Source organism: Vibrio sp. 2134-1 (assembly GCF_033339495.1).
Genome location: NZ_JAWOUS010000012.1, coordinates 1 through 17,110, shown reverse-complemented (window position 1 = coordinate 17,110; position 17,110 = coordinate 1). Strand labels below are relative to the sequence as shown.

Genomic DNA, 17,110 nt, shown 5'->3' with positions numbered 1-17,110 from the left:
CCTTACAGTTGGCTCGAATACGCCAACATACAAACAAGATACGTGCCATAAAAAATATCTATATATATCAATGACTTATAAACAAGGATGGAAGCCAAACTTCCGGTTCTCGGAAAGCATTAAAAACAAGAGGAAAGTGTCCACTTCCTCAACAATAATGCTGACGTTACTCGCTTTGACATCAGAACAAGCATTCGCCAACACCAATGACAAAACCCTCAGCGTTGAAGAGATAAAATCCGTTGTAGCAACGGATTTCGAACAAGAGGTGGATCGCGTAGCGCTCTCCAATCAGTGGGGGGAGTACAAACTGGACTTCGACATGTGGGTGCCCGGTTCTGCCAATCACTTGCCAGAATGTCAATCGCCTTTAGTTATCACAGGTCGTGACAACAACACGTTGCCAGTCGGTAACCTCAAGCGCTCAGTCAGCTGCGACAATATCGCATCACCATGGCGAATTAACGTTACGATAAAGTCTTCGCTGACTCTGCCTGTTTTAGTCGCGACAACCACGGTTGGCCGAAATGAAGTCGTAACGGCTAAACACATAAAGCTTGAAACCCGAACCATCTCTCGCCAAGACGATTTTTATACTCGCCCCGAGCAAGCAGTAGGCTTAGAAACCTCTCGTCGTTTGCGGGCTGGACAAGTGGTTAATCCATCCAATTTGTCGGCCCCACCTCTAATCGAGAAAGGCAATGAAGTCATAGTCATTGCGAGCAAGAATGGATTTAGTGCCAGCACAAAAGGAGTCGCCTTAGAAGATGGAGCGAAAGGGCAACAAATTGACGTGGAAAACCCAAGTTCGGGCAAGGTCATAAGAGCAGTCGTAACTGGATTAAACCAGGTTCATACTCAATTTTGATTTTTTGACTCGGGGTAACATTTTTTAATTTTGGCTCTCGTCAGTAACACTGAACTTCGAGTACAAAAAAATATTTAATGTTTATCACATTCTAACCGCCTACTTAATTTAGAACATGATGATGAGGACCACAGCATGAAAATCGACAAAGTCGCGGGCGGTCATGTCCCACAAACAAAATTACAGCAAGCAAGCAAACAGCCTGTCGACGTCGTCGAACAGAGCAAAGTACACGAGCCTGCATTTCAAGCGAATACCGTAGCGATAGATCGCGCTCAAGCTGAAATGGCATCACTACCTGATGTTGATATGGAAAAAGTAGAACAAGTACGCAACGCATTAGCGCGTGGTGAACTTAGCCTAGATACAAAAGTGCTATCCAAGGCAATCATGCAGTTCCATACAGGTCACGAGTAATAAAACGCTAGGAAGACATCATGGCAAGCGCAGTATCGCAGCGAATTCAACAATTTGTTCGCTCTATATCTGAGGATATTAAGCTTTATCAACAACTGCTTCCTTTGCTTCAGCAGCAAAAGGTATTGTACTTAAAGTTTGATGGAGAGGCACTGAACGACAATGTTCAGAAACAAATGCCGATACTCAATAAACTCAGCCGCTCCGCCAATGACAGAAGCCAGTGTATGCGAGCGCTGGGGTTAGCGTGTAATGACGCCAGCGTAAAACGAATTTTCAACGCTTTGCCTGCCCAAATAGGTATGCAAGCTAGAAAACAATGGGCGCTATTGGAAACGTTGGTAAGTCAGTGCCAACAATACAATCAGAGCAATGGCCACAGCTCTGCGGCGTTCCATGAGTTGGTCAGTCAACTCAAACAACCTGTGCAACACACTTATGAAGATAAATCGTTCTAAACGATGTTCGTCTTGCCTACAGATTCAGTCGCCATCTCGGCTGAGTACTGTAGGCCTTTTTATTTTTATTGCCTTTCTGTCCTACCTTCCATTCACATGCCAGGCAAAACCAAATGCTGTCGATATTCAAACGCAGTATCAAGTATTAGCCCCATACAAGCCACAAATTGCCAAGCGTCTCGATTCATCCAAACCGGTAATTAACCACATTTTCAAACAGCTTCAAAACCACTCATTACCAAATAGCCTAGCCTTAGTGCCAATGTTAGAATCTTCTTACAACCCCAAAGCCGTTTCTCACGCTAACGCCGCCGGACTTTGGCAACTGATACCAGCCACAGCGAAACGTTTCGGATTAACGATAAATACAAAACAAGACGATCGCTTTGACACAGAAGCTAGCACAACGGCCGCGCTCAAGTACCTGGCGTTTTTATACAACAAATTCGATCAAAATATGGCTCTCACTTTAGCTGCATACAATGCCGGAGAAGGACGTGTTGCACGTGCTATTCAGCGAGCAGGAAGTCGAGATTTCCAACAACTCACGCTGCCTAACGAGACTCGCCAATATGTCAGCCGCTTCTATGCATTGGAAAAGTTGATAGATATCGGTCAGTTACAATCCTCATCATTTCAACCTTTACTCTTATTTGCTCCAGACGCTCCTATGATTTCACAACCGCTGGTCGACTTTAGCCGACTGCCTCCGCTAGTTAATTTGTGATAAAAGCTACGACAGAGCTCAATGTCAGAGAAACGTAAAATCACAAGATCCTGTTCGGCGAATTTGAAAACTCGTGATCTCTATGCAAACGTGTGCAAAAAAGTTGAGGTAAGGTATCTCAAAGATAAGAAAGAGTAGTGGTTTACTAAAAAGCACCCCAATTGCGCTTGGCAATTGGGTAGATATGCGTCACATTGCGTTTGCAAAAAAACATGAAAACCAATGGTCAGACCTAATAATTATTTACACACTAAATGTAAAACAGCTATTGTTTTCATAGTTCGAAACAAATCTAACATATCAAGATGACGCTTCGCTTGCGCGTCTGGAATAAGTCCGGGTTCCGGGGGGGAGTCCGGACTTTTTTATTGCTCTAAAATCTTTGCCCACAATAGCGCCAACAGAAGCTAAGTCGTAATGATGCAAACTAGCTGTTTATAGTAATTCTTTAGAAATCAACTGAAGTAAAAACGTTTCGCGCTCAATGCTCATGCCTTTTTTCGGGCTTTCTGCCATCGTTTTTTCATTGTGTGCAATTGCTTCGTGTATGTTCATCCATACCGGGCGCATTCCATTTTTAACTTCGTAATCTTCATACGCCGTTTCGCCTAGCTCACGTTCGATTTTACATGTATAACAATACGACACCATGTGCATCACGTCAGCGTCATCCTTGTACCACGGACGAAACTCCTCAAAGATTCCGAAAGGCTTAATACCATGTATATTTTGGGCGCCCGTTTCTTCCTCTAATTCACGGACTAATCCAGCAATGACATCTTCACCATCATCAATACCACCGCCTGGTAGCGTGTAGTCATGGTAACGTTCTGTATAGAGCAACAGCACATCTTCACCATCAAGTACAATGGCTCGCGCTGCATTGCGCTGAAAAACAATTTTGTCATCCAAATGCTCTATGTCTGGATGAACGGTCGATTTTAAATGTCTCATCGAAAATACCACGGTCAATGTTTTGTGCGCATATTACCGAATTTCACACTTTAAATCATTGTTGTAGGCCAGGTACGTTCGAGCGCTTGTCAGGAAGTGATTGATATGACCGTCACAACAATACGCCAAGAACAGAAGTGTGACGTGCTAATCAGCAATAAATGAGAATATCTAAATTCTTATACGTCCCTCTTACTTTTAACATCGATAAGACAATAATCTCTTAAAGTTGCCTATAATCAATACAATACTCGCCCACCCCATGCGGAGATAAAGAATGAAAAAGACAAATTTAATGATGGCTATGGCTGCAACATTGGTACTGGCTGGTTGTTCAACTTACGAGGGAGCGACCCGATCAACTGAGTATACCTCCGTTGCAAATCCCGCAGCCGTATACTGTGTTCAGCAAGGTGGTGAGCTGGATACCGTGTCGGAAAACGGCGAACGTGTCACTTACTGTATGCTGTCGGACAATGAACGCGTTGAGCAATGGGAATACTATCGCGAGAATCACAAAGAAAATGAGGGTGACAACTACTAATTATTTTTATCGATACGTCACCTTCCCTCTATCACTTAGGAGCTTTTGGGCTCCTTTTTTATTTGATTTATCAAAGTGTTCTTACGTTGTTTTTACATATCTCTGACTTTACCGCACATCGACCCTATATCGAACAGCGTTCTATTCTTGACATTCCCCTGACATAACTTTCCACTTGGACAATAAAATTCCAAACACAGATCACACTAATTCACATTTCTTCCACATTTTCTGGGACAGGTGAGCAAGATGAAAACACAAATAGTAAAAGAAGCCGAGTCAGCCCCAAGCAACGTTGTTACTGAAAAATCAAAGCGCATTATTTATAAATCGAGTTTAAACGCCTTGATGATTGTCGCTATAAGTATTCTCGTTAACCTTAGTCTTCGTCTTGATTATGTCGTGTTGGGATCAAGCCTTGGCGAGCTTTCCGTTACAGAAACGCTCCAGCTTGTGATGCTTGCTATTGCATCATGGTCGTTTTTCAGCTTATCGAAACAACAGCCTCAGCTAAAGCATGCGGCTATTTTGATTGCAGGATTTTTTGCAGTACTGATTATTCGCGAAACGGACTATTGGACAGACATGATTCATCATGGCTCTTGGGTTTTCCCAGCACTTGCTGTCACCGCACTGGCTTGCGCCAAAGCTTACCAAGGTGGTAAAGGTACCATGAACGAAATGGCGACCATTTTAACGGTGCCACATATGAAGCTATTAGTTGGTGCTGTAATGCTATTATTAGTCTTCTCTCGTTTGTATGGTATGGGTAGTTTTTGGCAACAAGTGATGGACGAAAATTACATCCGTGATGTTAAAAATATCTCAGAAGAAGGTATAGAACTGCTTTGCTACTGTTTGATAGCATTAAGCGCCGTCCGCACAAAACGCGAGCTTAATGAATAGACTCTGGGTCAAAGCGACGGTTCAATGCAGTCAGTATCGGATGGAAGATACTTAATGCCTTTTCCGCAGCACCTACAGATTCATCCAAGGCCGTCATTTCGACGGCCTTTTTCATTTCTTCAATATGTTGCAAAGCCTCTTTATCGAGCGGTAAAGAGAGCAATTTGTGAATAGCATCTCTTGCGATCAAAAGTGGCTTTTTTCGGACAATTGATAAATCTCGGAAAAATGCGCCATGCTTGACCCCTTCTAAATAAACTCGGTAGGTTGTGAGTTCATCGAGTAGCAAGAATGTCTCCGCCATAAGCCCTTTATGTGGGTATGGCACGCTAATATGTTTGCTGATATCCAGTGGAATATTGAGAGTCACCCCCATGGATTCGCAATCGGATTTAAGTACTCGTAATAAGCCTTGCTCATCCATCAAATTCTGGATATCAATGATTCGTTCGAGGTGGTAGTCATTAGATAGCAAGATAACCTCAACCAGATGCCCCGACCATAACTCGAACAACCCACTTTTGCACAAAACTTGGGAAACATAACGCATGTTTTGAAACGTGTTCAACGACTCCGTTTCTAAGAGTATATGACGTTCAGGGAACGGATTCACAGAGTCTGCGTTTAGGGTTCTAAAATACGCGTACATCGCCTCTGCTTCAGAAACACTTTGTCCTTGCGTTACTCCGCCACAAAAAATAATCGCCGTTCGCTCTGTCGGTAGTGATACAGTCCTACAAGACAAAGCTTCGACTCTGGTTATGCCCTCAGAGGTCAACCTGTTATTGACGAGGCGTTTACCTAAAACGATGACGATGTTGTCTAACTTCATTTTAAAATCTCGCGCTTAGTTGGCAGTGTTACAAAAATCTTCTTTCACTCCCGACCCACAAGCTTTAACATCTAGTTAACAACACTGTTCTAGAGACCTTTATAAAGGTTCACTGCTAAAGGAAGTCAATTATGCTGTCGATTTTCGATATATTTAAAATTGGTGTCGGGCCATCCAGCTCCCACACTAATGGTCCTATGCTTGCCGGATTCCATTTCACTCAGCTAGTTAGCGACTCTATGGCGAAAGTGCATCGGGTGCAAGTGGACCTTTATGGCTCATTGTCACTGACAGGTCGAGGGCACCATACAGACCGAGCCACGGTCCTTGGTTTGATGGGAAATAAACCTGATACCATCAAAATGAGCAGTGCCAAAAGTGCGCTACAAAATACCATAGACAATAATACGCTCATGCTCGCCGGTACACACCAGATTGAGTTTAGCTACGACCATGACATCGTCTTTCATAGCGACAACCTTCCCCTGCATGAAAATGGTATGACGATTACGGCATTAGACGCAGCTGGAGATCAAGTAGCGTTTGAAATTTATTACTCCATTGGGGGCGGATTCATCGCCACCGCCGACGAACTAGAGAACGGCACGCAACAAAATGAGGTCGCAGTACCATTTCCGTTTACATCCGCAGATGAGATGCTGGAAAAAGCCGAGACGAACGGTTTCAGCTTGGGAGGCATGATCCTCCAAAACGAACTCGCATTTCGCTCAGACGAAGAAATTAACCAAAGAGCAGAGCAAATTTGGAAAGTGATGTCGCTCTGCATGCAACGTGGCTTCGATACGGAAGGGATTTTGGAAGGTGGTCTAAATGTCACTCGTCGAGCACCAAACCTTTTGAAAAAGCTCGAAGCCAACGCTGCAGTTGAAAACGATCCGATGGAGATCATGGATTGGATCAATCTCTTCGCCTTTGCGGTTAGTGAAGAAAATGCAGCAGGAGGGCAAGTCGTTACTTCTCCAACGAATGGTGCAGCAGGGGTGATTCCGGCGGTATTGATGTATTACCATCGCTTCATCAAAGAGCTCGATGTTAAACAGCTAAAAGACTTTCTCGCAGTCGCCGGCGCTATCGGCATCTTATATAAAACTAACGCGTCAATTTCTGGTGCAGAAGTGGGGTGTCAGGGAGAAGTTGGGGTTTCTTCATCCATGGCTGCCGCTGGCTTAACAGCGCTAAGAGGGGGCAGTAACGAGCAGATTTGTATTGCTGCGGAAATTGCGATGGAGCATTCATTGGGTATGACTTGTGACCCGATTGGCGGCTTGGTTCAAGTACCTTGTATTGAAAGAAATGCCATGGGAGCAATGAAAGCGATTAATGCATCGCGTATGGCATTAAAGCGCACAAGTAAATGTTTAATTTCGTTAGATAAAGTTATCGAAACCATGTATCAGACTGGTAAAGATATGAATAAAAAATACCGTGAAACCTCTTTGGGGGGCTTAGCTGTCATTCATATGGCACCGCCATGCGAATAATGGCAGGTGGTCATTGCGCTTAGCTTCTCACCATACGCTTATCTGGTAATTATGATCTGATGATATTACATATAGAAATGCCGCGTTCTTCGCGGCATTTTCTTAACAAGAAACTATTCAATTAATCACGTCGACCACGAAGTTCAATTTTTTGAGTTGCAGCATCCGAATGGATTGTTACACCGCCATAGGCCATTTCATTGCGACCCTTCAGCGTCAATTGAGAATCTGCACGCTCTACGTCAACCTGATTTTTCGTTGCCATCGTCATATCAATCGTGCCCGTGTATGACCCATCGCCAGCAAATGCTACGTTTGTTGAGCAAACCATCAAAACAAGTGCGATTAGTTTTTTCATACATCACCTCTATTATCGTTCTTACTTTCTTTCGGTGGAAAAACTGTAACAACAGAAACGCGCTCATACGAGGAAAGCCATTATTTACCAAATGGAAATCCATGCTAATAAACTGATGTAACCAAGAATAACTTATCGTTACCTTCAATAAATCAGGGATAAGGCAGCGACTTAAATTGACCGAGCGTTGTCTTTTCTTAAGAAATTCAGCGATATGATTTGTCGACAAAAGCCAAGCGAGAGAATGTATGAGCGTTAATCTGGATATTCAAAATATTTTGGTATTAAAACGGATGTATGAGCTACGTAACGTCCGGTTAGTCGCAGAATCACTCGGTAAAACGTCAGGAGCAATCAGCAAAAATCTGACTAAGATGAAAACTCAGCTCAATGATCCGCTATTCGTTCAGACTAAAAATGGCTTTGAACCAACAGCTTTTGTGGAAGCGAACATTACGCATTTTGAGCAAATACTCAACAGCATTGATTCCATCAAACCACAGCATTTTTCACCAGCTCATTTTGACGGCTCAATCACTATTTATGCCAACACATTGTTTTGGGAGTACTTCGGTGACAAGTTTTACTTGGAGTTACTAAAGCACGCCCCAAACGCAAAATTCTCATGTTTGCGCTGGGGTAGAGAAGCAAAAAAACGATTAATTAACGGTGAAAACGCCATTGCGATTCATTACTTTGATGAAGATCTGCCACAGTCAATTGTTCAGACCGAACTAGGGCGAGGAAAAGCGGTATTTTTTGTTCGAGAAGATCATCCCGCTCAAAACTCCCAAGAACTAGAAGAATACCCTTTTATACTTTTTAAAACGCCGGGATGGAACGACTACCGATACCCTGTGTTGGAAAGGCTCAAACATATGGGTTTTAGAACCACACCTAAAGTGGAAATTGAGCATCCAGCGATGATTCAAAAAGTGCTTCTGCAAACGAATCATTTTGGCATAACGATGAGTGGACATGTTCCTAAGGGTTGCCGAAGTATCGCGCTTCCTGCTGGGCTAGAGCTTGATGTTCGCTACGTGATGAGCTGCCGTCGCTCTCAACAGCAAGCTCCGGTAAATCAGTGGTTATTAGATGTCATTAAGCATGTCGCTCAGTCCTAGACTGATGACTTGCCATTGCTAATAAGAGCCAAACCACACATGCGCTCTACTCACTCGCTGAACGAACATTAAAGACTCTGTATTAACCATTGAGCAAAGGTGTTTACGTGTGATTTTTCGGATGCTCGAACCATCATATAATGTGCACCAGAACTTGGCATATGCCAATTTCCAACCTGGACTAATACGCCCTGTTGCAGCTCATCCTCAACAAGAAAGTCTCTTACCAGCAACACGCCAAGTTGATTAATCGCAGCATGAATAGCAAGCAATGAATGCTCAAACTCGGCGACGACTTTGCTCACCTTCCCTTGATAACCTTGGTGCGCAAGCCAGTCTTGCCAAGATTCATGATAACCGCTAGTACAGATTTTAGGCACTTTAGCTAACTGCAAGAGGTCATTTATCGGGTTTAAATGCATAAAGCCCGGGCTTGCGACAACTATCCAGTTTTCTTGGGTTAATCGTATGGCTTCTTGCTCTTGCCAATCTCCATCTCCGTTAATAATTTCGATATCCGCAATCGCACTGGCGTTTGGAACTGTATTAGCAGTTGTCGAGACTTTAAAGGAAATGTCTGGGAATTGTCGCTGAAAATCAGCCAATCTTGGCATTAACCACTGAGAGCAAAAGCTGTGAGCGACATGTAAGTTAACTTGCGTATTCTTGGGACGAGTAAATAAATGCTGCGTCGTGGTCGATAATGTTTGAAGCACATGATTAACCACAGGCCAGTATTCTTGTGCGGAGCAGGTCAGCGTAAGGTAAGTGCCCTTACGCTCGAATAACGTCGCATCGAGCTGTGACTCTAGCGATTTCACCTGTTGGCTGACGGCCGCACGAGTCACATTTAGCTCCTCTGCGGCTTTTGTAAAACTCTGTAGTCGCGCCGTGGCTTCAAAAGCTCGGAGCAAATTGAGCGGCGGTAAACTTTGCATATCATTCTCCCAAACACTTGGCTGTCATGCTATGAACTGGTGATGACAAATAGATGAAGGTGCTGAGTTTACGTATGTTGAGCACATGTCAAAGCGTCCCGATATAACTATGTTTCTACACAACTACTTAGTTAGTTAAGCGGGATCAAAAAAGCCAGCGTGATACACGCTGGCTTTTGGAACTTTATCTTAAGCAGGAATTATTCTGCTTTTTCAGTTGTTTGGTATTCAAACGTAGGAACAACCACTTCAACACGACGGTTCATTTGACGACCTTGACGTGTCTCGTTGCTTGCCACTGGGTTAGCTTCACCCATGCCTTTCACTGTCATACGCTCAGCCGCAATACCTTTTGCTTGGAACTCGTCAGCAACGGCTTTCGCACGTTTTTCTGTGAGTTGCTTGTTGTAAGCAGCAGAACCTGTCGTATCGCTGTAACCCGTGATCTCAACTTGAGCTTGTGGGTAAGTATTCATCAAATCAACGGTACCAGAAAGGTTCGACGCGTCTTTCACTTCTGCACTTTCTAAGTCGAATTGTACTGTCGCTGTTGTTTGAGCAGGGTAAACGTGATCTACAATGCGTGTTGCAGGACGTGCTTCTACCACCTCTTCAACGGCTTTTTCTTGAACGACAGGCTCAGAGCCAAACTTGTAGTTGAAACCGATACCGAAGAAATCTGAATCCATGTCTTCAATTACATCATCAGACATATCTTGGTAGCGTTGGTATTCAGCACGTAGGCTCCAGTTGTAGTTGATTTGGTATTCAGCACCCAGAGAGCCAGTTGGTACGAAATCTTTCTCGTCACCAGCCATCATGTATGCAGCACCAACTTTCGCGAATAGATTCCAAGAATCCGTTAGCGGTAGGTTAAATTTAGGAGCAAGCGTCAACGCCCAAAGATCACCATCAACGGTGTTTAGGCCAGGCTTTTTGAAGTTTGCAGTGAAGTCACCAAGGTAATCAACACCATACTCTGCTGCAACGTACTTGTTGAAGCTGTAGCCTAAGTGCATAGATGCTGCAAAACTGTCGTCGTCACAAGGTTCGTTTAGGTAACACGCATCGTTTAGAGAGTTGTAACCTACTTTACCGCCCATGTAAGTGTCAGCAAGTGCAACGTTTGAGATCACACCACCAGCAAGTACAGTAGCCACTGCTATAGCGATTTTTTTCATTATTCTTTTCCTTTTTCTTGTACACAAAGCAACACACCGCGGCAGCATACTGCCGTAAAATATGAAGCCGTAACTTTCTCTTTTCTTCGAATAGAAATAGCTAAATAGCGTAGGAAAGAATCAAAAATGATATTCAAACGCCAATGACGTAAAACGGAAAAAGGTAACCTCAAGACCATCTATTCATGAGCTTCATCCGCATACCCAACCGAAAAATAAAGTTCGTTGCGTTGGTTTAGCCATAGTCAATTCGTTGCGGAGAATATCACAAAGAAGCCAACTTTCTGTGACGCAAATCACCATAAAAAGCCACTTTCTCAAATTTAAGAATCATCATTTAAGCTTGTGAATGGCAACAAATTTTTACAGGGGAGCGTGGATATGGAGAGCGCAAAAAAACAGCTCATTTAAAATGAGCTGTTTTCGAAATAATGAAAAAGCGTTAACTCGCCGCGCTAAATTTTATCCGCTACGGTTAACGTTGCAGCTAATACATCTTGTCCAAACAAGACACTACGCTCAGGAGACCAACCGTAAAGTGGATCTGGGTGATTGTTGTTATCTTTAAATGGCATTTCGATTGTGTAAGACAAGCATTTGAACTGCTCTGCAACCCAATTTGAACCGACCGTCAAATTCGCTTTACCAGGCTCATCTTTATCGTAACCAATCTCATCTTGGAACTCTGGCGTAATAGTCAGTAACGCTTGCTTAAATGATGTCTCTAAAGCGGCAAGATTTTCATCGTAAGAAGGAATACCTTCTGAGCCAGCGACGAAGTTATACGGAATCGCTTCATCGCCATGAATATCTAAAAACATGTCAACACCCGTTTCCAGCATGCGCTGACGCACAAGGTAGACTTCTGGGCTCTTTTCCATTGATGGCGTTTGCCATTCACGATTTAGGTTTACGCCTACTGCGTTGGTACGCAAGTGACCGCGAATACCACCGTCTGGGTTCATGTTTGGTACGACGTAAAGCACCGCTTTTTCAAGCAATGCACGCGCAACCGTGTCGTTTTCATCTAACAGACGTTGGATCATACCTTCCATGAACCATTCCGCCATGGTCTCACCTGGGTGCTGACGTGCAATCATCCAGATTTTCTTTTTGCCTTCTTCTGGCTCACCGAAAGTAAGCAAGCTCATGTCGTTGCCGTCTAATGTGTGGCCTAGTGTTTCAAGTTGGCAGTGGTGCGCGCTTTGTGCCATGTGTAACAAGTCTAAATGACGATCGTACGTGTATGGCGCAAAGTACGCGAAGTAAATTGAGCTGCGCTCAGGGATTACAGTGAAAGTCAGCGTGTCGCCATCGAACTCTGCCGGTACTCGGAACCATTCTTCACGATCGTAAGACGCAACCACATCGTAACCTTGCCATCCTTCTGGATAAGCCGATTTAGCCAAATCAAGCAATTTGATGGTGTGCGATTGCTCAGCTTCTGTCTCAAGACGGAAGTGGAACCACTGGTAGAATTCCGACATATTGTCGTTAGGAATTTTGAGTTGGATGTCGTTTTTGTCGTCCGCTTTCACTACGTGAATGCTGCCGCTATCGAAGTTGCTGAATACTTTCATTTTATGACTCACCTTTTAAATCTGAGCTTGAAAGACAGAGGCTAACACAAGGCTTCATCGCGCCCCAATGACTTTCACTGCAAACTGTCTCGTTTGTGGCTAAAGTCTTCAGTTTAGTCAAGCTTATCCGCTTTGCCTGCTGGTCCTGCAAGTTTTGCTAGCCACTTATCCCAGATAAACGGCGTTTTCTCGTTATCTTCTGCTTCCTCTTTTCGACGTACCGCGTTGCGCACTATCATAGCCCCGGTCCAGCGAAGCGGTTCTGGTGGGAAATGCCCCAACGGCCCTTTGGCTAAACCGCTTTTCGTCCATTCATTATCGATTCCCAATGCCAACGAAGATAAGATTTTTCCGCCCATTCGAGTCTGCGCTACACCATTGCCTGAATAACCAAATCCGTAAAAGATATTGCTCTGTTTATCTAGCTCGCCGAAAAAAGGGAAACCAGTAGCAGAACGATCAGAGCCCCCCGTCCATGAATAAGCAAACTCCTCTCCTCTCAAATGAGGAAACAACTTATCGAACGACTTGCGCAGTAGACCTTGGTAGCGTGTTGGCTTGTTAAACATTGCGTCAACTTGGTTATTGAAAGAAAACTGATTGCCGCCTTTCCCCAACATCAAACGGCCATCTGGCGTATCTCGGTAATAGTGGACGAAGATACGTGAATCCAACACGCTAAAACCTGCCTGCCAACCAGATAGAGGTAGTGAATCACCAAGCGGCTTGGTGATCACCATGTCGGAAGAAACCACCACGATACTGTTTTTGAACTGTTTAAACTGCTCCACCATCCATGCATTTAATGCCAATACCACCTGCTGCGCTTGAATGTTTCCTTTAGGTGTACAGACAATGGCAGGTTTTCCATAATCTAGACGCGTCATCGGCGTATTCTCATAGATTTCAACACCCAACTCCATTGCGACGCGTCTTAATCCTCTCGCCAATAAAGCAGGTTGAACGCTGGCTGCATCTGGAGAGTGAAAGCCTTCTATATTGCGCGGCGATCCCGCATTGGCACGCAGTTCCTCCACCGAGCAACGACGCCAACTGTTCACTTCTAATCGCTTTAACTCGTCCACAACTGGCTGCATTCCCCCAGTTTGAGCCTGATTGGTTGCAGTGTAATAAACCCCTTTCAACGATAATTGCGCATCGATGTTGTGCTACTGACAAAAGTCGTCAATCTCTAGCACTGCTTGTTCCGACTCTTTTACCAACCAAGCAGCATGTTCTTCACCGAATAACCGTTTCAATGTCGGAAACTTTGTCGACCAAGTCAGCATACAACCGCCGTTTGCGCCCGATGCACCACTGCCACAAAGGCCTTTTTCAATCACGACTACCTTTTTTTCCGGAGATTGCTGCTTAATCATAATCGCGGTCCAAAGTCCGGTGTATCCGCCACCAACAATCGCAACGTCAGTATTAATGTTCTGCTGTAACGGTTGTGGCGTTTCTGGTTGCTCAGCTTCAATTGCCTGCTTGAACCAATATGAATGATGTGTCATCGGGTATCCTTTGTAGAAGTGACGCACACAACCGTGCTTTGTCACCACTTTACAAACCTACCGAATATTCAACGAGCTAGAAAAACTTACGCTGAGCATTAGAAAATATTTAGATCCTATCCCAAAAGGGGTTTATTCCAAACAATGAGGCCACAAGCAAAATGCGACATGGCCTCGTAGTTTTCTATTTCTTATCCCAACGAACAAGCAATCTACGATAATGGTTTAACCAGCTATGGGTTCGCTCCACTACCCAACTATGAGCCTTAAAATCATCCGATTGTTTTAAGCTAGCTGCCTCTTCTTCTCGTGATTGAACATGAGGGATGTAGTTCAAAGTAACCAGTTCATCATGTAACCTCTGTCGAGATACAGTGGCGCTTGTAAAGGTGGTCGATAGCTTTCTAATGCATCTAAAGTTTGAAGTACCCATTTGATATCGTGAACGTTGGCACCACGCTGACTACAGCAAGTGGCAATCCATTCGCATCCGTCAACAAACTGCGTTTTATGCCTTGTTTTTGGGTTCTTTGCTGTTTTTTTGAGCCAGATAAAGGCACTTTAGTTTGGCAGCCATCCATTGATATAGAGCGCCAATCAACACCAACGTAAATCATGCCATTTTGCCAAAATCGCTCAAAAACGCCTGCATCTCGCCACTCTTGAAAGCGACGATGTGCGAAGCTAGAGGTACAAATGCCCGTTGCGTTAAGCGCATTCCACTGACAACCAGTTCTAAAGACAAAAAGAATGCCGTTCATCGCATCACTATTATCGACTCGTTTTCGATGCGTACCGAAGGATGGTTAGTCTTATGAACGGGCAACAATGGCTCAATTTTTCCCAGAGCACATTAAAGATCAGGTATTATGTTGAACTCATTTACAGTATTTTCAATAGGTGTTGATTTAGCTCAGGCAACACCTATTGAGATAGGTTCTTAGCTCGAGGGCTGCGATATCACTTGGGAAGTCGACGATTGATTATTACATGGGGGTCGCTAAATAGAGTTTGTCTTTGTCTCGATCGACATACACCACATAAGGGACATTGCCAACACGAAATCCATAGGGCTCAACGGCAGCTTCTATCGGAATAACTCGTTCGATTTTACGGTTGAGTAAATCAACTCGCCAGATGCAGGCATAGGCTGATGAGTTATCAAAATAGATTTCATAACTATCGCCCCCCCAAGAAAGGTTATTGATCACCCAGTTTTCGTAGTGATCATTAATCAGAATGCTTTTATGGTAGGGGCTTTCAACGAGTAATTGGCCGTCATCGCTGCTTATTTGACTTTGTTGGTCGGCTGATACTAGCGGTACGGACGAATAGCGTCCTTTGTGCGGAGGTGGCACATAGGGAACCTGTACCAGAGAGGGGGATGCTGCAGTGAGATCTAGCTCAAAATAATCATCCTGTTTGTTTTTTATATACAGCAGTGATTCTTCGATACTATGGACATAGACCTGTTCAGGTGCTGTGAATACGGTCTTTTTGTTACCCGTTAGCAAATCAAGCGTCTTTATATCATTGCCAAGATTATAAATTAGCTCAATACGGTCCTTATATTGAGCGACAAGGAAGTTTTCCTCACTAGCCATTTCATTGATGTCGATGAGCGCTTTATGTCCCCACCAGTTGTATGGGTCGACGGTAAAATCTGTCGTTATTGTTTTTTCTAGCTCAGTAAGGTGTTCCGGTGAGTAATCATTGTCGCTTTTGCTCTGTACCATACCGGTATTGAGCTGTGCGACTTGCTGTTGCGTTGTTTCGTTGGTTTGATAAGCGCGTAATGAATAGTATTCGGTACGTTTGTTAACGGATTGGGGTTGCAGGGGGCCTTCTGTGTTAAAGACATAGGCAACCATCATAGAGCGTTCGTCGCCAAGGAAGAGAAGACGGGTCTTGCCATCGTTGGGTATAACACCGTCGAAGGGAATGCGAATTGCTTTATTTTCGGTGTCCGCCTTTAGTAAGGTTAGTGATGTCCCTTGTGTTAATGTTTTGGGGCCAATACATTCTATCGAGTCATGATTTGCGACTTTGCCTTGCCAAGATGCCGGCACGGAAAGGAAGTTTTTGTCAAAAGCACAACTTGAGCGAGTAAGCCGTGTATCAATCCGTGATTCGGTTTGCTTAAGTGAACATAGGCCAAGGTTGGTTTGTATTGCTTGGGCGATACGGGAATGTTTCTGTAACGTATCGGCCTTAACAAGGGAGGCTATGTCGTCACATGCTTTTTGATTATCGCTCCGTGATGCCGCGAGAGAATAGTCGCTAAGCAGCCATAGTGTTTCTACTGACGGTGAATGCGCCGAAAACAAAGCTGGGCAACTATCAGCATAAAGATAAGCTGCGTAGTAGGCTGCTGTGTAATCTTTTTTCTGATAATGCTTTAAAAATAGTGCTCGCGTTTTAGCAGTGGTTGTATCGTTGCATGCATTGTTTTCCGTATTGGCTTTAAGCGCAGTGGGAAGTGCAAAAAATCCAACCATGACAAGCGGTAAGATAATTTTTCTCATTAACTGGTGTAATTGTTGTTTATGGTATCAGCACTATAACAGAAAATAGTGGCAAGGCGGTGATGTTAAATCAGCGAAACAGAGCCAGCGAAAGAGTTGAGCAGTTTCATTCTGGTTTGTGGTCGGTATGAACAGTGCTAAGAATCAAAAGGATTGTCGCTCATAGCCAGCAAAAGGTGCTTTAGTTTGGCAGCCATTGATCTAGAACGCCAATCAACACCCTCGTAAATCAGACCATTTTGCCAAAATAGCTCAAAAACGCCTGCATCTCACCACTATTGAAAGCTACGATGCGCAGAGCTAGAGGTACAAATACCCGTTGTGTTAAGCGCATTCCATTGACAACTAGTTCTGAGAACAAAAAGAATGCCATTCATCGCATCACGATTATCGACTCGTTTTCAATGCGTACCGAGAGGATGGTTAGTCTTGTGAGCGGGCAACAATGGCTCTATTTTTTCCCAGAGCGCATCGAAGATTAGGTATTGTGTTGAACTCATTTACAGTGTTTTCAATAGGTGTTGATTTAACTCAGGCAACACCTATTGAGATAGGTTCTTACGAGATATTACATTTAAGACACACATTCATCAGGAATATATATTTAATAGTAAATTACCACCTTCTAAAGAAGGTGGCTTTGTGTGAGCCCCCTAAAAGGGGGCCTTTGTTTAGTCCAGCG

At 44.0% G+C, this 17,110-nt stretch carries 15 protein-coding genes and 3 pseudogenes; 8 read left to right on the top strand and 10 right to left on the bottom strand.

Going from position 1 to position 17,110, the window contains the following annotated elements; genetic code table 11:
- The first annotated feature begins 70 nt into the window (after positions 1–70).
- The 4 genes from flgA (at position 71) to R7R78_RS14205 (ending at position 2,470) form a co-directional block, all read left to right on the top strand.
- Positions 71–868 carry a flagellar basal body P-ring formation chaperone FlgA gene (flgA, locus tag R7R78_RS14220; protein ID WP_031777223.1) on the top strand — a complete coding sequence of 266 codons (798 nt, stop codon included), beginning with the start codon at positions 71–73 and terminating at the stop codon, positions 866–868.
- Positions 869–1,003: 135 nt separating this feature from the next.
- On the top strand, positions 1,004–1,285 hold the full coding sequence (gene flgM, locus R7R78_RS14215; protein ID WP_005374016.1) for a flagellar biosynthesis anti-sigma factor FlgM: 282 nt from the start codon (positions 1,004–1,006) through the stop codon (positions 1,283–1,285).
- Between the two features lie 20 nt (positions 1,286–1,305).
- Positions 1,306–1,743 (top strand): flagellar export chaperone FlgN, encoded by a 438-nt coding sequence (gene flgN / locus R7R78_RS14210; protein WP_005374018.1) that lies wholly within the window; start codon positions 1,306–1,308, stop codon positions 1,741–1,743.
- Positions 1,724–2,470, top strand: a complete 747-nt coding sequence (locus R7R78_RS14205; protein ID WP_042523341.1) for a lytic transglycosylase domain-containing protein — start codon at positions 1,724–1,726, stop codon at positions 2,468–2,470. Before flgN ends, R7R78_RS14205 begins: the two co-directional genes overlap by 20 nt.
- A 435-nt stretch (positions 2,471–2,905) precedes the next feature.
- On the opposite strand, the gene R7R78_RS14200 is transcribed toward R7R78_RS14205, so the two are convergent.
- Entirely contained in the window at positions 2,906–3,424 is a 519-nt protein-coding gene (locus tag R7R78_RS14200; RefSeq protein ID WP_005374021.1) for an NUDIX hydrolase, read from the bottom strand.
- Between the two features lie 277 nt (positions 3,425–3,701).
- Here R7R78_RS14200 and R7R78_RS14195 point away from each other — a divergent pair, with 277 nt between their 5' ends.
- Together R7R78_RS14195 and R7R78_RS14190 are read left to right on the top strand one after the other, a co-directional pair.
- Positions 3,702–3,968, top strand: coding sequence for a DUF333 domain-containing protein (locus tag R7R78_RS14195; RefSeq protein ID WP_225473820.1), 267 nt, complete (start codon positions 3,702–3,704; stop codon positions 3,966–3,968).
- A 249-nt stretch (positions 3,969–4,217) separates the two neighbouring features.
- Positions 4,218–4,874 carry a hypothetical protein gene (locus R7R78_RS14190; protein WP_005374025.1) on the top strand — a complete coding sequence of 219 codons (657 nt, stop codon included), beginning with the start codon at positions 4,218–4,220 and terminating at the stop codon, positions 4,872–4,874.
- Here the strand turns inward: R7R78_RS14190 and R7R78_RS14185 are convergent.
- Positions 4,864–5,706 (bottom strand): YdcF family protein, encoded by an 843-nt coding sequence (locus R7R78_RS14185; RefSeq protein ID WP_171345919.1) that lies wholly within the window; start codon positions 5,704–5,706, stop codon positions 4,864–4,866. The genes R7R78_RS14190 and R7R78_RS14185 overlap by 11 nt on opposite strands.
- A 131-nt stretch (positions 5,707–5,837) precedes the next feature.
- Between R7R78_RS14185 and R7R78_RS14180 the strand changes: the two genes are divergently transcribed.
- A complete protein-coding gene (locus tag R7R78_RS14180; protein WP_005374028.1) occupies positions 5,838–7,208 on the top strand; it encodes an L-serine ammonia-lyase in 1,371 nt (456 codons plus the stop codon).
- Between the two features lie 121 nt (positions 7,209–7,329).
- On the opposite strand, the gene R7R78_RS14175 is transcribed toward R7R78_RS14180, so the two are convergent.
- On the bottom strand, positions 7,330–7,566 hold the full coding sequence (locus tag R7R78_RS14175) for a hypothetical protein (protein ID WP_005374030.1): 237 nt from the start codon (positions 7,564–7,566) through the stop codon (positions 7,330–7,332).
- Positions 7,567–7,814: 248 nt separating this feature from the next.
- On the opposite strand from R7R78_RS14175, the gene R7R78_RS14170 reads away from it, so the two are divergent.
- Positions 7,815–8,690 carry a LysR family transcriptional regulator gene (locus tag R7R78_RS14170; protein ID WP_225473818.1) on the top strand — a complete coding sequence of 292 codons (876 nt, stop codon included), beginning with the start codon at positions 7,815–7,817 and terminating at the stop codon, positions 8,688–8,690.
- A 68-nt stretch (positions 8,691–8,758) separates the two neighbouring features.
- Here the strand turns inward: R7R78_RS14170 and R7R78_RS14165 are convergent, their stop codons facing one another.
- The 7 genes and pseudogenes from R7R78_RS14165 to R7R78_RS14135 form a co-directional block, all read right to left on the bottom strand.
- Positions 8,759–9,628 carry a LysR substrate-binding domain-containing protein gene (locus R7R78_RS14165; RefSeq protein WP_213867548.1) on the bottom strand — a complete coding sequence of 290 codons (870 nt, stop codon included), beginning with the start codon at positions 9,626–9,628 and terminating at the stop codon, positions 8,759–8,761.
- Between the two features lie 200 nt (positions 9,629–9,828).
- Positions 9,829–10,809, bottom strand: coding sequence for an OmpA family protein (locus R7R78_RS14160; RefSeq protein WP_171342660.1), 981 nt, complete (start codon positions 10,807–10,809; stop codon positions 9,829–9,831).
- 455 nt (positions 10,810–11,264) lie between these two features.
- A complete protein-coding gene (locus R7R78_RS14155) occupies positions 11,265–12,389 on the bottom strand; it encodes a M14-type cytosolic carboxypeptidase (protein WP_017819760.1) in 1,125 nt (374 codons plus the stop codon).
- Between the two features lie 113 nt (positions 12,390–12,502).
- Positions 12,503–13,903: pseudogene (locus R7R78_RS14150) on the bottom strand (FAD-dependent oxidoreductase).
- Between the two features lie 116 nt (positions 13,904–14,019).
- Positions 14,020–14,767: pseudogene (locus R7R78_RS14145) on the bottom strand (IS5 family transposase).
- Between the two features lie 122 nt (positions 14,768–14,889).
- On the bottom strand, positions 14,890–16,428 hold the full coding sequence (locus R7R78_RS14140; protein WP_155489403.1) for a hypothetical protein: 1,539 nt from the start codon (positions 16,426–16,428) through the stop codon (positions 14,890–14,892).
- Between the two features lie 165 nt (positions 16,429–16,593).
- A pseudogene (locus R7R78_RS14135) lies at positions 16,594–16,928 on the bottom strand (transposase); the annotation flags it as partial.
- Positions 16,929–17,110 lie beyond the last annotated feature (182 nt).

Excerpts from the sequence above, each read along its gene's own strand:
- flgA (WP_031777223.1), top strand. The coding sequence starts at position 71 with ATGACTTATAAACAAGGATGGAAGCCAAACTTCCGGTTCTCGGAAAGC.
- flgM (WP_005374016.1), top strand. The coding sequence starts at position 1,004 with ATGAAAATCGACAAAGTCGCGGGCGGTCATGTCCCACAAACAAAATTA.
- flgN (WP_005374018.1), top strand. The coding sequence starts at position 1,306 with ATGGCAAGCGCAGTATCGCAGCGAATTCAACAATTTGTTCGCTCTATA.
- R7R78_RS14205 (WP_042523341.1), top strand. The coding sequence starts at position 1,724 with ATGAAGATAAATCGTTCTAAACGATGTTCGTCTTGCCTACAGATTCAG.
- R7R78_RS14200 (WP_005374021.1), bottom strand. The coding sequence starts at position 3,424 with ATGAGACATTTAAAATCGACCGTTCATCCAGACATAGAGCATTTGGAT.
- R7R78_RS14195 (WP_225473820.1), top strand. The coding sequence starts at position 3,702 with ATGAAAAAGACAAATTTAATGATGGCTATGGCTGCAACATTGGTACTG.
- R7R78_RS14190 (WP_005374025.1), top strand. The coding sequence starts at position 4,218 with ATGAAAACACAAATAGTAAAAGAAGCCGAGTCAGCCCCAAGCAACGTT.
- R7R78_RS14185 (WP_171345919.1), bottom strand. The coding sequence starts at position 5,706 with ATGAAGTTAGACAACATCGTCATCGTTTTAGGTAAACGCCTCGTCAAT.
- R7R78_RS14180 (WP_005374028.1), top strand. The coding sequence starts at position 5,838 with ATGCTGTCGATTTTCGATATATTTAAAATTGGTGTCGGGCCATCCAGC.
- R7R78_RS14175 (WP_005374030.1), bottom strand. The coding sequence starts at position 7,566 with ATGAAAAAACTAATCGCACTTGTTTTGATGGTTTGCTCAACAAACGTA.
- R7R78_RS14170 (WP_225473818.1), top strand. The coding sequence starts at position 7,815 with ATGAGCGTTAATCTGGATATTCAAAATATTTTGGTATTAAAACGGATG.
- R7R78_RS14165 (WP_213867548.1), bottom strand. The coding sequence starts at position 9,628 with ATGCAAAGTTTACCGCCGCTCAATTTGCTCCGAGCTTTTGAAGCCACG.
- R7R78_RS14160 (WP_171342660.1), bottom strand. The coding sequence starts at position 10,809 with ATGAAAAAAATCGCTATAGCAGTGGCTACTGTACTTGCTGGTGGTGTG.
- R7R78_RS14155 (WP_017819760.1), bottom strand. The coding sequence starts at position 12,389 with ATGAAAGTATTCAGCAACTTCGATAGCGGCAGCATTCACGTAGTGAAA.
- R7R78_RS14140 (WP_155489403.1), bottom strand. The coding sequence starts at position 16,428 with ATGAGAAAAATTATCTTACCGCTTGTCATGGTTGGATTTTTTGCACTT.